The organism is Streptomyces rugosispiralis (assembly GCF_024505145.1).
Lineage (GTDB): Bacteria > Actinomycetota > Actinomycetes > Streptomycetales > Streptomycetaceae > Streptomyces > Streptomyces rugosispiralis.
Window position 1 is genome coordinate 53,255 of the sequence record NZ_JANIAA010000041.1, and the last position, 14,165, is coordinate 67,419.

The 14,165-nt window shown below is 70.2% G+C and carries 15 protein-coding genes; 6 read left to right on the forward strand and 9 right to left on the reverse strand.

Annotated features, from left to right (window positions below):
• Nucleotides 1-2: 2 nt before the first annotated feature.
• Genes NP777_RS38385 through NP777_RS38405 form a run of 5 tightly spaced genes read right to left on the reverse strand, consistent with a single transcriptional unit; the run spans nucleotide 3 to nucleotide 5,519 of the window.
• Entirely contained in the window at nucleotides 3-1,541 is a 1,539-nt protein-coding gene (locus NP777_RS38385; protein WP_256654805.1) for a CpaF family protein, read from the reverse strand.
• Nucleotides 1,538-2,122 (reverse strand): TadE/TadG family type IV pilus assembly protein, encoded by a 585-nt coding sequence (locus NP777_RS38390; RefSeq protein ID WP_256654806.1) that lies wholly within the window; start codon nucleotides 2,120-2,122, stop codon nucleotides 1,538-1,540. The genes NP777_RS38385 and NP777_RS38390 overlap by 4 nt, the downstream gene beginning before the upstream one ends.
• Nucleotide 2,123: 1 nt before the next feature.
• Nucleotides 2,124-3,866 carry an AAA family ATPase gene (locus NP777_RS38395; RefSeq protein WP_256654807.1) on the reverse strand — a complete coding sequence of 581 codons (1,743 nt, stop codon included), beginning with the start codon at nucleotides 3,864-3,866 and terminating at the stop codon, nucleotides 2,124-2,126.
• A gap of 16 nt (nucleotides 3,867-3,882) precedes the next feature.
• On the reverse strand, nucleotides 3,883-4,587 hold the full coding sequence (cpaB, locus tag NP777_RS38400) for a Flp pilus assembly protein CpaB (RefSeq protein WP_256654808.1): 705 nt from the start codon (nucleotides 4,585-4,587) through the stop codon (nucleotides 3,883-3,885).
• Between the two features lie 26 nt (nucleotides 4,588-4,613).
• Nucleotides 4,614-5,519, reverse strand: a complete 906-nt coding sequence (locus tag NP777_RS38405) for a hypothetical protein (RefSeq protein WP_256654809.1) — start codon at nucleotides 5,517-5,519, stop codon at nucleotides 4,614-4,616.
• A gap of 282 nt (nucleotides 5,520-5,801) precedes the next feature.
• Between NP777_RS38405 and NP777_RS38410 the strand changes: the two genes are divergently transcribed.
• Together NP777_RS38410 and NP777_RS38415 are read left to right on the forward strand one after the other, a co-directional pair.
• Nucleotides 5,802-7,565: a chitinase gene (locus tag NP777_RS38410; RefSeq protein ID WP_256654810.1), complete on the forward strand. Its 1,764-nt coding sequence runs from the start codon at nucleotides 5,802-5,804 to the stop codon at nucleotides 7,563-7,565.
• Nucleotides 7,566-7,808: 243 nt separating this feature from the next.
• Complete coding sequence (locus tag NP777_RS38415) at nucleotides 7,809-8,822, forward strand: chitinase (protein WP_256654811.1); 1,014 nt, start codon at nucleotides 7,809-7,811, stop codon at nucleotides 8,820-8,822.
• 100 nt (nucleotides 8,823-8,922) lie between these two features.
• Here the strand turns inward: NP777_RS38415 and NP777_RS38420 are convergent, their stop codons facing one another.
• Complete coding sequence (locus NP777_RS38420) at nucleotides 8,923-9,789, reverse strand: S1 family peptidase (protein WP_256654812.1); 867 nt, start codon at nucleotides 9,787-9,789, stop codon at nucleotides 8,923-8,925.
• Between the two features lie 126 nt (nucleotides 9,790-9,915).
• Here NP777_RS38420 and NP777_RS38425 point away from each other — a divergent pair, with 126 nt between their 5' ends.
• Nucleotides 9,916-11,268: a M14 family metallopeptidase gene (locus NP777_RS38425; protein ID WP_256654813.1), complete on the forward strand. Its 1,353-nt coding sequence runs from the start codon at nucleotides 9,916-9,918 to the stop codon at nucleotides 11,266-11,268.
• Nucleotides 11,269-11,360: 92 nt separating this feature from the next.
• Here NP777_RS38425 and NP777_RS38430 read toward each other — a convergent pair whose 3' ends face one another.
• Both NP777_RS38430 and NP777_RS38435 read right to left on the reverse strand, forming a co-directional pair.
• A complete protein-coding gene (locus NP777_RS38430) occupies nucleotides 11,361-11,612 on the reverse strand; it encodes a hypothetical protein (RefSeq protein ID WP_256654814.1) in 252 nt (83 codons plus the stop codon).
• Nucleotides 11,605-11,934, reverse strand: coding sequence for a hypothetical protein (locus tag NP777_RS38435; RefSeq protein WP_256654815.1), 330 nt, complete (start codon nucleotides 11,932-11,934; stop codon nucleotides 11,605-11,607). Before NP777_RS38435 ends, NP777_RS38430 begins: the two co-directional genes overlap by 8 nt.
• A gap of 293 nt (nucleotides 11,935-12,227) precedes the next feature.
• On the opposite strand from NP777_RS38435, the gene NP777_RS38440 reads away from it, so the two are divergent.
• The 3 genes from NP777_RS38440 (at nucleotide 12,228) to NP777_RS38450 (ending at nucleotide 13,736) form a co-directional block, all read left to right on the forward strand.
• Nucleotides 12,228-13,052 (forward strand): helix-turn-helix domain-containing protein, encoded by an 825-nt coding sequence (locus NP777_RS38440; protein WP_256654816.1) that lies wholly within the window; start codon nucleotides 12,228-12,230, stop codon nucleotides 13,050-13,052.
• Nucleotides 13,039-13,266 carry a DUF397 domain-containing protein gene (locus tag NP777_RS38445; RefSeq protein ID WP_256654817.1) on the forward strand — a complete coding sequence of 76 codons (228 nt, stop codon included), beginning with the start codon at nucleotides 13,039-13,041 and terminating at the stop codon, nucleotides 13,264-13,266. The genes NP777_RS38440 and NP777_RS38445 overlap by 14 nt, the downstream gene beginning before the upstream one ends.
• A gap of 110 nt (nucleotides 13,267-13,376) precedes the next feature.
• Nucleotides 13,377-13,736, forward strand: coding sequence for a hypothetical protein (locus tag NP777_RS38450; RefSeq protein WP_256654818.1), 360 nt, complete (start codon nucleotides 13,377-13,379; stop codon nucleotides 13,734-13,736).
• A 111-nt stretch (nucleotides 13,737-13,847) separates the two neighbouring features.
• Here NP777_RS38450 and NP777_RS38455 read toward each other — a convergent pair whose 3' ends face one another.
• Complete coding sequence (locus NP777_RS38455; RefSeq protein WP_256654819.1) at nucleotides 13,848-14,159, reverse strand: SCO5918 family protein; 312 nt, start codon at nucleotides 14,157-14,159, stop codon at nucleotides 13,848-13,850.
• Between the last annotated feature and the right edge of the window lie 6 nt (nucleotides 14,160-14,165).

Below are 14,165 nucleotides of genomic sequence, written 5' to 3' on the forward strand. Positions count from 1 at the left end.
TGCTACCTCCGGTCCCTGGGGTCGAACGAGGGTCGGTCGTGTGCGGGTCGGTCCTGCGCGGGTCGGTCCTGTGGCGGTCGGCCGAACGGGGGCCGGTCGTACGGGGGCCGGTCGTACGGGGGCCCGCCGTACGGGGGCCGGTCGTACGGGGGCCCGCCGTACGGAGGCCCGTCGTACGGGGGCCGGTCGTACGGGTCGTATCCGGCCGCGCGGGTGGCGAGCTGCGCCGGGAAGGCGGCCACGCCGAAGGCGGGCGGCACCGATTCGCTGGCCATCCGCAGCCGCTCGGCGACCCGCTCCGGCAGCGGGAAGTAGCCGAACCGCCCGTGCACCACCCGGTCCGCACCCATCGGCTGGGCGTCGAAACGGCAGACGGTGGCGATGCGGTACGACTCGTGGCCGTGGCTGTCGAGCAGCGCGATCTCGCTGATCCGCCGCGAGCCGTCGGCGTGCCGGACGAGCTGCACGATGCAGTCCACGGCGCTGTTGATCTGGTCCCGCAGCGCCTCGTAGGGGATCGCCACATCCGACATGGAGGCGAGCGTCTGGAGCCGCATCAGCGCGTCCTCGGCGCTGTTGGCGTGCACTGTGGCCAGCGAGCCGTCATGGCCGGTGGACATGGCCTGGAGCATGTCGAGGGTCTCACCGCCGCGCACCTCGCCGACGATGATGCGGTCGGGGCGCATCCGGAGGGAGTTGCGGACCAGGTCGCGGATGGTGATCCGGCCGCTGCCCTCGACGTTGGGCGGCCGGGACTCCAGCCGGATGACATGGGTCTGCTGGAGCTGGAGTTCGGCGGCGTCCTCGACGGTGATGATGCGCTCCCCGTCGGGGATCAGCCCGGACAGCGCGTTGAGCAGCGTGGTCTTGCCGGATCCGGTGGGCCCGGAGACCACGACGTTGAACTTGGCCCGCACCAGCGCCGCGAGCAGCATCAGCATCTGCTCGTCCAGCGTGCCCATGCCGATCAGCTCATGGAGGGTGTAGGCGCGGGGGAAGCGGCGGATGGTGAGGGTGGCGCCGGTGAGGGCGAGCGGCGGGATGATCACGTTGACGCGCTCGCCGGAGGGCAGCCGGGCGTCGACCATCGGATTCGACTCGTCCACACGGCGGTTGACCGTGGAGACGATGCGCTCGATGGTCTGCATCAGCTGCTCTTCGGAGGCGAAGCGTACGGGGACCAGCTCGACCCGGCCGGCGCGCTCCACGAAGATCTGGTCCGGGCCGTTGACCATGATCTCGGTGATGGAGGCGTCCTCGAGGAGCGGTTCGAGCACCCCGAGGCCGAGCGCCTCGTCCACCACCCGGCGGATCAGCTGGGAGCGCTCGCTGGTGGACAGCACCGGACCCTCGCGGCTGATGATGTGGCCGAGCACGCGCTCCAGCCGGGAGCGGCGCTCGACGGTGGAGAGCGACGACATCTCCGCGAGGTCGATCTCCTCCAGCAGCTTGGCGCGGTAGACGGAGACGAGGTGCCCGTCCTGGCGCCCGCCGCCCTCGCCGGGCCCCTCGGGCGCGGTGATACGGGACCGCAGGCTCATGGCTGACCCCCTCCCGTCGCCTGGAGCTGTCCGTCGTCGCACGGCATGGTGGCGCTCTTCTCTGCGCTGCCGAAGTCGAAGCCGGGGATGACGGAGGGGATGGCCACGGTCGCGGTGGCCTGCGCCTCCCCGCCTCCGCAGCCACCGCTGCCGATGCTGGCCCCGTCGGCCAGCCATCCGCTGATCGCCGCCTTCCCGGCGGCCTGCGGGCTGGTCTGCGGCTCGTCCAGGGACGCCGTCCGCGCCGCCGCCCGCGCCGCCGTGCCCGCCTGCTGCGCGGCGTACGCGGCGATGCCGAGCTGCACGGCGGCGAGCGCGACGAGGATCAGGACCGGCAGAAACCCGAGGAACTCGATGGACGCGGACCCGGCGTCGCCCCGCCCCCGCCGCGACGCGCCGGGGCGCCGCCCCACCCGGCCCGAGCCCACGGCCTGGCGGCCGGGCCGGCGCGCGGCGGCGGCCGTGGCGGGCCCACCGCCCGGCGCCGCGGGGCCCCCGGCCGCCCCAGGACGGTCACGGTGGCGGGGCGCCGTCGCGGGGCCGCCGGGGGCGATCCGCACGCGCACGCGGTGACGGGTCATCTCAGCCTCCTCCGCCCGCCAGGTCGGTCTCGTCCGCCGCGCCCGCCGTGCCCGTGACCGTCCAGGGGAAGTCGGCGGCGCCCGGGAAGAGGATCGGGACCTGGAGCTCGACCGTGGCCTTGTAGACCGTGCCGTCGCCGCCGCAGTCGATGTTGGCGGTCCAGGAGCCGGGGATGTCCTTCGCGGCCGCGTCCTGGCAGGCGCCCGCGCCCTTGGCGGCGCCCGCGCGGGCGCCCTTGTCGGCGGAGTTGCCCGCCAGCGAGTACGTGTAGCCCACCAGCACCAGCTGCCAGATGACCGCGAGCACGATCAGCGCCAGCGGCAGGACGCCGAGGAACTCGACCGTCACCTGGCCGCGGTCGCCGCCGCCCCGCTTGCGCAGGAAGCCCTTGGTGGACGGCGGGGCGATCTCGTTCAGCGCGTCGGTGCCGTCGCCGACGCTGCCCTGCGCCGGGTCGCCGCCCGCCTCTATGGCATGGCGCCGCCGCAGCCCCGGCAGGGCGCGCTCGCCGCCGCCCCCGGCCGCGTGGCCGCCCCGGTGGCCCGCGCGGCGGCCGCCGCCCGGGGGCCCCGCCGCCACCAGGCCCAGCTCACCGGCCAGCCCCCACAGCGCCTGTTTGACGGCCGACTTGGCGTCCAGGTCGTGCATCCGGCCCGAGTCGACGGCGGGTTGCAGCTCCTTGAATCCGGCCGGGATCGCCGTGCGCGCCACGGTCGTACCGGTGGCCCGCTGGACCAGCTGCGGCTGGATCTCCGCGCTGCGGGTGTGCCGGTTGACCACGGTCACGGTCTCCTCCGCCTTGCGGATCTGGAGCCGGTCCCACAGCCGCACCATGCGCTTGGCGGCGCGCACCGCGACCACGTCCGGGGTGGTCACCAGCAGCGCGATGTCCGCGAGCTCCACGGCGGCGGCGCCCGCGGAGGTCATCTGGGTACCGCAGTCGACGATCACGACCTCGAAGCGCGACCGCAGCGCGCCGATCACCTGCCGGGCGGTGCCGTCGGTCACCTCCTCGCCGCGCTCGCCCTCGCCCGGCGCGAGCAGCAGCCCGAGCCCGGTCTGGTGGGTGAACACCGCGTCCTGGAGCACCCGCGGCGAGATGTCGTTGATCTGCGCCAGATCGGCGATCGAGCGCCGGAACTGGACGTCGAGGTACGAGGCGATGTCCCCGGACTGGAGGTCCATGTCGACCAGCGCGACCTTACGGCCCGCGGCCCGCGCGGCGAGCGCGAGCTGTACGGCGGTCACGGTGGTGCCGACCCCGCCCTTGGCGCCCGCGACCGCGACCAGCTTGCCGCCGGGCCCGGCGGGATACGGGTCGCCGCCGCCCCCGAGATGGCGCCGCACGCCGGTGGCCCACTGGGCGGCGCCCTGGACGCGGGCGGCCAGCTCGTCGTACGCCAGCGGTATCCCGGCGATGCCGCGGGCCCCGGCGTCCATGGCGGCCGAGTACAGCGCGGGCCCCGCGTCCGCGGTCACCAGCACCACGCCCACCGCGGGGAAGCGCAGCGCGATCTCGCGGATCAGCTCAAGCGCCGGGGCCGGGCCGATGCGCTCATGGACGAGGACGACCTCCGGCAGCTCCTCCAGGGAGGCGGCGGCCAGCGAGGCGAGGGTGTCGAGCAGCAGGGTCGAGTCGCCCACCGGCGCCGACGGTTCGACACCGGGCAGCTGGCCGAGCAGCCCACTGAGGGAGTGGGCGGCGTCGGGGTCGCCGACGGCCGGCAGAATTCTGATCGTCACCGCGGCACCTCCTCACTCATTTGTCGCCGTCGAGGGTGTAGGTGCGGTCGCCGGGGTCTATGGAGCGGCCCCCGCCGGGCGCGACCAGCGCGAGCCGCACATGCGAGGCGAACGACTCGGCGTACGCGACGCGCTGGGCGTTCCTGGTCTCGAGCGCGAAGGTGATCGGCACGGCCTCGTTGATCCGCCGCTTGTCGTCCTGGTCGGGCTCCAGGGCGGTGATCTTGCCGAGGTCGAGCACCTCGGCGCCCGCGACGATCAACTTGGAGACCGGCTTCTCGCCCTGGGTGTTGCCCTCGAAGGTGGCGTAGATGTTGACCCTGGCGCCGGGGGTGATCTTGCCCGCGACACCGGTCGCCGCGTCGACCATGATCGCGATCTCCTGCTGCCCGGGCTTCAGGGCGGGCCGGTTCACGATCATGTCGCGCTGGAGCAGCGACCCCTTGGTCAGCTGGGTCACGGCGATCTTCCCGCGTAGCTCGTCGAGATCGGTGACGGCGGTGGAGGGCACATAGCGCTTGGGCATCGAGACCTTCTCGAACTCCCCCGCGTCCAGCGCCTTGTACGGCTTGACGTCCGAGGTGAGCTTGTAGGCCGTGGTCTCTGGGCCGACCTTCGACTCCACGTCGTTGACGACGGAGAGGACTCCGGCGAAGGCGCCGACGGCGCACAGGACCGACAGGAGCAGCAGGATGACTCCGCGGCGCTGGCGTGAATTCATGGGTCGCACAACCTCGTTCGGGGACGTTACCGGCTGGTCAGGGCGGGACGTTGGGACGTGAGCAGTGCGGGGATCTCATCGCCGCGGGCGACCGGGCAGGAGCAGAAGGCGCAGCGGTCGCCGATGAGTTCGAAGCCGCACCAGTGGCATTCCTCTCTCCGTACGGAGGCCACGAGCTGGTAGAGGACCGAGAGGTCGGGGATGGCCGCGGCGAACTCGATCAGCTTCGGGGTGCCCCACCAGCGCGCCGACTCGGCGGGCAGCGGCACCTCCGCCACACCGCGTACGCCCCAGGCGGGGGCGAGGGCGCCGGTGACCCAGTCGTCGTGGCCCGCGCCGCCGTCCCCGTAGCCGTGGCTGTTGAGCTGGCCCCGGGCGATCGTCATGGCGGTGGCGTACCCGGGGGCGGGCAGCTCGGTCGCGCCGCCGACCTTGACCAGGTGCGGGGTGGGGTGGGCGAGCACCCCGAAGTGGGCGCCGGGCACCCAGGACTTGACGTGCGAGGTGAGGCTGACCGGGACCCGGTCCAGCTTGGCGACGCTGCCCAGCAGGGCGCCCGCGTGGATGTAGTGGGAGAGCAGCCGGGCGGCGCACGCCAGGACGCCGGGGCTGAAGTCGGATATGGAGAGCTGGCGCAGCTGACGGGCCAGTACGGCGACGGCCAGCGGGGGCAGTTCGAGCGGCAGCAGCGCCATCCGGTCGCTCTCCAGGACGGAGCGCACGGTGTGGAGCCGGCGGACCACGGCCGCGGGGGTCGCGGCGGGGTAGAGCACGACGAGATAGCCCTGCTGGTCGAGGAGGGTCCCGACCTCGGCGAGCGCGTCGTCGAGTGACTGTGCGTCCGGCGGGCGGAGCACTACGGCCGACGGGGTCTGCCCGTCGGGCGGCGGAAGCACCAGCTCACGGCCGGTGACTGCTATCGCGGTGGGCACGTCGGCTACCCCGTCTCACATCGGCGCCGAGCGGCGGCGGCCGCAGGTCTTTACTGCCCCTGTCTCATTACTGCCCCTGTCCTGGTGCGTCGTCACTTTATCCACGAAAGCGGCGGGAGAGAACAGTTCCTCTGGGTTACGCACCCCGGGCCCGATCCTCAACTACGCGCATCCCCTTGACAAGGGCATTGGTCTGGACCACGTTACGTTCACACGGTGGCCACCGTCCGCAATCTCCTCCTTCACGCCGGCTTCCCAACGGATTCCCCCACGGAGGCAGTCATGGACCGTGCCCCACACCCACGCCCCAACCGACTCAGACGCAACATCGCCCGGCTGACCGGCGCGTTCGCCGCCACCGCGCTGGGCGCGACGGCGCTTGTCGCCCTCGGCGGCCCCGCCTCGGGCGCCACCGCGGGCACCGCCCCGGGCGCCGCGACCGCCGCGACCGCCGCGACCGCCAACCTCGCCCAGAATCCGGGCTTCGAATCCGGCCTCAGCGGCTGGACCTGCTCGGCCGGAAGCGGCACCGCGGTCGCGAGCCCCGTCCACGGCGGCTCGGCCGCCCTCAAGGCCACCCCGGCGGGCTCGGACAACGCCCGCTGCGCCCAGACCGTGGCCGTCAAGCCCAACTCCTCGTACACCCTCGGCGCCTGGGTCCAGGGCAGCTATGTGTACCTCGGCGCGAGCGGCACCGGCACCACCGACGTCTCGACCTGGACGCCCTCCGCGACCGGCTGGCAGCAGCTCAGCACCAGCTTCACCACCGGTGCCAACACCACCTCGGTGACCATCTACACCCACGGCTGGTACGGCCAGCCCGCCTACTACGCCGACGACATCAGCCTCGCCGGCCCCGGCGGCGACCCCGGAGACCCCGGCGACCCGGTGCCGGGCGCCCCGAGCGGCCTCAAGGCCGGCTCCGCCACCTCGTCCTCCGTCGATCTGTCCTGGTCCCCGGTCACCGGCGCGACCGGCTACAACGTCTACCGCGACGGCTCCAAGGTGCAGTCGGTCGGCGGCACTTCCGCGACCGTGACCGGCCTGGCGCCGTCCACCTCGTACCAGTTCCAGGTCACCGCCACCAACGCGGCGGGCGAGTCGCCCAGGTCGGCCGCCGTGACGGGCACCACCTCGGCCGGAGGCGGCGGGGGCGGCGGCACCGTGCCCAAGCACGCCGTCACCGGCTACTGGCAGAACTTCAACAACGGCGCGGCCGTGCAGAAGCTGCGCGACGTCCAGGACCAGTACGACATCATCGCGGTCGCCTTCGCGGACGCCACCGGCACGCCCGGGGCCGTCGACTTCACCCTCGACCCCGCCGTCGGCTACGGCAGCGAGCAGCAGTTCAAGGACGACATCAAGGCCAAGCAGGCGGCCGGGAAGTCCGTCGTGATCTCCATCGGCGGCCAGAACGGCACGGTCTCGATCAACGACTCGACCTCCGCGAGCAACTTCGCCAACTCCGTCTACGCCCTGATGCGCGAGTACGGCTTCAACGGCGTCGACATCGACCTGGAGAACGGCCTCAACGCCACCTATATGACCCAGGCGCTGCGCTCCCTGTCGGCGAAGGCCGGGTCCGGCCTGGTGATCACCATGGCCCCGCAGACCATCGACATGCAGTCCACGTCCAACGCCTACTTCCAGACGGCGCTGAACATCAAGGACATCCTGACGGTGGTCAATATGCAGTACTACAACAGCGGCTCGATGCTGGGCTGCGACGGCAAGGTCTACTCCCAGGGCTCGGTCGACTTCCTGACCGCCCTCGCCTGCATCCAGCTGGAGGGCGGTCTTTCGCCGTCCCAGGTCGGCCTCGGTCTCCCGGCCTCGACGCGCGGGGCGGGCAGCGGGTATGTCTCCCCGACGGTCGTGAACAACGCCCTGGACTGTCTGGCCCGCGGCACGAACTGCGGCTCCTTCAAACCGTCCCGGACGTACCCGGGTCTGCGCGGCGCGATGACCTGGTCCACCAACTGGGACGCGACGGCGGGCAACGCGTGGTCGAACGCGGTGGGCCCCAAGGTCCACGGTCTGCCGTAGCGTGACGCGGCCCCTTTCGGGGGGACGTGACGGCCTCTTTCGCGAGGAGGGGCCAAGGGGGCCAGGAGCGCAACCGCTCTTGGCCCCCTCATCCGCATTTTTCACCCTCCCGTGCGGGGAAGATGTCGCGTGGGGTTGACAACGGCATTGGTCTGGACCACCTTATACGCACGCCACAGGGGCCCCTGAACGCGCATTCGCAACACCACCCCCACACCTCTCCCCCCACCTACGGAGGCTGTCGTGGTACGCGCACAGTTCACCAAGCGGCTGCTCGGAGCCGCAGCAGTCGTCGCCCTCGCCGCAGGAGGGCTCATATCCGCCGGCTCGGCCAACGCGTCCGAGGACCACCCGGACGCGGGGCAGCGCAAGGCCGCCGCCGTCCCCGAACACGCCGTCACCGGGTACTGGCAGAACTTCGACAACGGCGCGACGAAGCAGAAGCTCTCGGACGTCCCGGACGACTACGACATCATCGCGGTGGCCTTCGCCGACGCCACCGGCTCCCCCGGAGCGGTCGACTTCAAGCTCGACCCCGCCACCGGCTACAGCGACGAGCAGCAGTTCAAGGACGACATCAAGGCCAAGCAGGCGGCCGGGAAGTCCGTGATCGTCTCCGTCGGCGGTGAGAAGGGCTCCATCTCGGTCAGCGACGACGCCTCGGCGGACGCCTTCGCCTCCTCCATCACCGGCCTGATGGACAAGTACGGCTTCAACGGCGTGGACATCGACCTCGAGAACGGTGTCAACTCCACGTACATGACCAAGGCCCTCAAGGCCATCCACGACAAGAAGAGCGATGTCGTGGTCACCATGGCGCCGCAGACCATCGACATGCAGTCGGCGTCCACCGAGTACTTCAAGACCGCCCTGGCCATCAAGGACTTCCTGACGGTGGTCAACATGCAGTACTACAACAGCGGCTCGATGCAGGGCTGTGACGGCAAGGTCTACTCGCAGGGCTCGGTCGACTTCCTCACCGGCCTCGCCTGCATCCAGCTCGAGAACGGCCTCGACCCGTCCCAGGTGGGCATCGGCGTACCCGCCTCCACCAGCGGCGCCGGCTCCGGCTATGTCGAGCCGAGCGTCGTCAACGACGCCCTGGACTGCCTCGCCAAGGGCTCCGGCTGCGGCTCCTTCAAGCCGTCCAAGACCTACCCCGGCATCCGTGGCGCGATGACCTGGTCCACCAACTGGGACGCGGCCGGCGGGAACGCCTGGTCGAAGGCGGTCGGCCCGCACGTCCACGGGCTGTAGGCCCGGCGGGCTTCGGCCCCACAGGACACGAACGACAGTTCGGCGTACGCCGGTGCGTCCCGCCCATGACGGGCGGGACGCACCGGCGTACAGGTGTTCGCTAGGGCTTGGGCAGCACACACCCCGCCAGGTTCAGGTTGATCTTGTTGCCGGTGGTCACGCACTTGGTGATGGGGTAGGTCTCCTGGGCGTAGTTGATGCCCTGCCGCACCGTCACCGTGCCGTTCTCGTCCACCTCGCACGGGTTGTTGAGGGTGCAGCGGCCGCCGTCCTCGTTGCCCGTGTTGTTGACGGCCACGACCTTGCCGGACGCCGGGTCGACGACGGGAGAGCCCGACGTTCCGCCGATCGTGTTACAGGCGGAGGTGTAGCGGACCGAGTCCTTCCAGGTCCAGTCCCCCTCCTTAAGACGGTATGCAAATCCGTCGATATTGCAGGAGTAGATCTTCTTCCAGTAGCCGGAGACCACATTGATGGCGGAGCCCTGGGTCGGGTGGCTGTCCGACAGCTGCAGCGCCTTGATGCCGTACGACGACTGGATCTGGGCGTACGTGGACGTCAGCTGGTACAGCGAGATGTCGGTGTCGGTCATCGTCGCGTACGCGACCTTGCTGGCCCGTACGGTGCCGGCGCTGCCACCCGAGGCGGTCAGCAGGGTGAAGCTCCGGGTCGACGGCTTGTCGACGATCACCTCTCCCGCGCCGGGGAAGCCGCTCTCCAGGCAGTGGCCGTTGGAGAGGACGAGCGCGGGGTCGCTGTCGGCCGAGCCCGGCGTCCGGACGACGGAGCCGGAGCAGTTGCTGAGCGCCACCGTGCCCGCGAAGGTGACGGCCTTCGGTGCCTTGGCGGGGGCCTTGGCGGGAGCCTTGGCGGGGGACGCGGCCGTCGCGGGCGCCGCGCCCGCGCCGACGAGGGTCGCGCCGCCCAGCAACAGGGCCGAGAGCGCACCGACGAGAGATCTGTTCATGCGGGGGGTTCCTTCCCTCGATGAGAGATTCCTTCGGCTTCGACCATTTCCCACCCTTGCGCATGTCATGCGCATGGCCGAACACTGGCGCAGCAGTCGCTCGCCCCTCACCCCCCAGGAGATGTCATGCGACGTCGCATTCGCGGTAGACGGGCCACCGCCCTCACCGCCTTGCTCACCCTCGCACTCGCCGCACCCATGGCAGCTCAGGCCGACGATCCCGCACCCCGGCCCGGCACCGACCGCACCGCATCACCCACTGCCCAGGGCGCCGACGAGAGCGTGAAGCAGTACGAGGTCTCCGGCCCCACCACCCCGGCCGCACGCACCGCGGTCGCCGCCACCGGGGTGTCCATCGACGAGGTGGACGCCCGCTCCCTGGTCGTCACCGCCGACCCGGCGCAGGCCAAGCGGCTGCGCGGGCTCGGCTACCGGCTCACCGCGCTCCAGGGCCCGCCCGACCGCACCGAGGGCAGGTCGGCCAAGCCGTTCGACTTCCCGTCGGCCGATGCGAAGTACCACAACTACGCCGAAGCGAGCGCCGAGATCAACGCGGCGGTGGCCAAGTATCCGTCGATCCTCAGCAAGCGCGTCATCGGAAAGTCGTACGAGGGTCGCGACATCGTCGCCCTCAAGATCAGCGACAACGTGGCCACGGACGAGAACGAGCCCGAGGTCCTCTTCACCGCTCATCAGCACGCCCGTGAGCACCTTACGGTCGAGATGGCGCTCTATCTGGTGCGTCAGTTCACCGAGGGCTACGGCAGCGACTCCCGGATCACCAACGCCGTCAACGGCCGGGAGATCTGGATCGTCCCGGATGTGAACCCGGACGGCGGCGAGTACGACATCGCCACCGGCTCCTACCGCAGCTGGCGCAAGAACCGTCAGCCCAACTCCGGTTCGTCGTCGGTGGGCACCGACCTCAATCGCAACTGGGACTTCAAGTGGGGCTGCTGCGGCGGCTCCTCCACCTCACCCGGCTCCGAGACCTACCGCGGCCCCCGCGCCGCCTCCGCCCCCGAGGTGAAGGTCGTCGCCGACTTCGCCCGCAGCCGGGTCGTGGGCGGCAAGCAGCAGATCAAGGCCGCGATCGACTTCCACACCTACAGCGAACTGGTGCTGTGGCCGTTCGGCTGGACGTACGACGAAACCACCACCGGCATGACACGGGACGACTACGACGCCTTCGCCGCGGTCGGCAGGAAGATGGCGGCGAGCAACGGCTACACCCCCGAGCAGTCGAGCGAGCTGTACATCACCGATGGCGCGATCGACGACTACCTGTGGGGCACCCAGAAGGTCTTCGCCTACACCTTCGAGATGTACCCGACCTCCTCCGGCGCCGGCGGCTTCTACCCGCCCGACGAGGTCATCGACCGCGAGACCAGCCGCAACCGCGACGCGGTGCTCCAACTGGTGGAGAACGCGGACTGCATGTACCGCTCGATCGGCAAGGAGGCGCAGTACTGCCCCTGAGCCGAGCCGACACCGTATGGCACGCGGGCGCCGTCCCGGCGGGGACACCGCCGGGACGGCGCCTCGCGAAGCCCCTGATGAGGGGATCGCCTTCAGTACCGCTGTCGGCCGCCTGGGTAGCGGACGGGCTGACGGCAGTCGGGCGCATCGGGGGGCGGGGGCTGCTCACCGAGCGCGTAGCACAGGGCCGCGTGCAGTTGCTCCGCCGCCGCGAGGGTCAGCGCCAGCTCGGCGATCGCTTGATGCCGCCCGCCCCTGCCGATCTGGAGCGGCAACGCGAGTTCCCCACCGTTCACCCGGCGCAGGCCCCGGCCCGGAACGAGACCAATCCGCCAGTCAGTCACAGCCGCCCCCTACGGGCGCCGGACCGTCGCCTTCGTCGCACGGGGGCAGGCGGGCGCCCCTGCTCTCGGCGACCCGCAACACATCGCGCAGCGCCTCACACAACCGGTCCGCGAGGTACCGCAGTTCTCGCCTGTCGGCCTTGGGGGCGTCCAGCAGCGCTCGGGCGTGCCGGAGGAGTTCGGCCCCCATGGACATCTGTACGGCCTCGATCGCGTCCGCACGTCGGCTCAGCGGGCTGCTCCCGTCGTCCGACGCCAGATAACACGGCTTGCCGTCGGGGTCCGTCCACGGCAGCAGGCGCAGACCGGTCATCGCGCGCATCGGGACGCCTCCACATCGTGAAGCACCGCCCGAGCCCCGGCCCACTGACAGCCGGACGGCGATAAGGCGAGAAGTGCACTCACGCATGCGAGGAACCGCTCCCTAGGGTTGCTCACGTTCATCAGCTCCTATTTAGCTGGTGGGCCACGCCCTCGGGCCGGTGCACCCCGGTCGCGAGGGTCTTGCGCTTCTTCACGCTGTGTGGCGATTTCCTCACAGAGTGGTGGTTGTTCTGGCTACGCTGCTAGCAGGGCGAGCCTGACCACGCACCTTTCAACTCGGGGAGTCAGCCCATGAAGATGGATCGAAGGCCACGCACACCCAGGGAGAAGTACGGGGAAGAGCTGCGGCTCCGCCGCACAGCGGCCGACATGACACAGGAGGCGCTGAGCGAGATCGTGGTGTGCTCGCCCACGCTGATCAGTCACTTCGAGGCGGGACGCCGGTTGCCGAGGCCGGACGACGCGACGCGGATCGACCAGGCGCTGGGGACGGACGGGTTCTTCGCGCGGTGGCTGGAGGATCTGGAGTCGAAGTTCGCCGACCACTTCGCGGTCGCGGCGGAATTGGAGCGGCAGGCGTCAGAGCTTCGGCTGTACGGACTCTCTCTCGTTCCTGGGCTGCTCCAGACCGACGCCTACGCACGTGCGGTGCTGCGCACGGCCAGCCCCAACTACCGCACCGAGGATCTTGACCGGCGCGTGGTCAACCGCGTAGAGCGTGCCCGGATCCTCGATAATCCGTTGAGCCCCGTCATGTGGACCCTGTTGGATGAGGCAGTGCTCCGGCGCCGGGTCGGTGGGCCGCATGTCATGGCGGAACAACTGCGCAAGATCTCGGACATGGCCGAGGTTGGACGATTGCGACTGCATGTGTTGCCGTTCGGTATCGGGGCTCACGCTCTCATCGAGAGCATGGTCACCCTCATGCGCTTCACCGATGCCGCACCCGTCGCATACGTCGAAGGTCTCCGTACGGGCAACTTGATGGACGATCCGACCCTGGTGAGCTCCTGCCAGTCGGCCTACGATCTCGCCATGGGCGATGCGGTGTCGCATTACGAATCCCTGGCCCTGATCAGGGCTATAGCGGAGGAACACGAACATGGCCAGCACTGATCACACCGTCTCCGACGCCTCTACCCTCACCGGCTGGTTCAAGTCCAGCTACAGCGGGCCCAGCAATGGTGACTGCCTCGAAACAGCGCGAGGCCACGACGACGTACCCGTCCGCGACAGCAAGGACCCGCACGGCCCGGCGCTCGTATTCGAGCCGTCCGCGTGGTCGGCGTTCGTCTCCGCCGTCAAGAGCGGGGAGTTCCCCACCACCTGAGCCACCCAACAGTGTGGTTCGCGCCGTCCTCGTCTGCGCAGTTCGATCTCGCATGTCGCACCAGCGCCGCCACTCAACGGACCGAGCGGCGTTGATTAGAATCGCTTCTCATGTCGAAGCCTGACGAACTGCTTGTTGATGTCGCGGCCTTGGTGGAGTCCGGGCACAGCAACCAGATGACTCTGACTGTGGTCGCCGGTGGTGCTGTCATCACGGGTCGGCTGGCTCCCGAAGCTGTCTGGCGGCAGCGGGTGTCCGAGGTCCTGGCGGACTCGGCCAGTCTCAATAAATTCTCTGCTGTCTTCACCGCTACGACGTGTGAGGAGAAGGCGCCCACGCATCTGCATTTCCATGTGTCGCGGATTCTGCAGGGCACGGTGGGGATCCCGGAGACAGGCGGGATGTACCGCGTGGCGATCGATGACGTCAGCGCTTGGACCGTGGGCGACTTCAGCTACTCCGACCAGTGAGATACAACGCTGCGCGTTGACAGACCGCGCGGCAACGCGGCGAGGGTCCGACCGGCACGTGCCGGTCGGACCCTCCTGTTGCTCTGGTGGCGGCTCGCACCCGCTCGTCGGTCAGACGGTGGCAGGTGCGGCGAGCGTCGCGGAAGCCTGCTGGAATGGGCTGGCGACACGCGTGGGCGCGACTGTCTGGCGGAGGCCGGGGCAGGTGAAGCCGAGCTTGGTCATGGCCCGGAGAACTTCACCGGCGCTGAAATCGCGGCGGTCCTGGCGCGTGATGACCTGCCCGACCTGCTTGACCGGGTAGGTGCGGCGGCCGATGATCACGGACTCACCGATGACCTCTTCGGGCTTGACGCCCTTCATGGCTTCCAGAACGCCGCTCTTGGTGAGGTCGAACGGGAAGCGGGCGATGACACAGCGCATGATGCC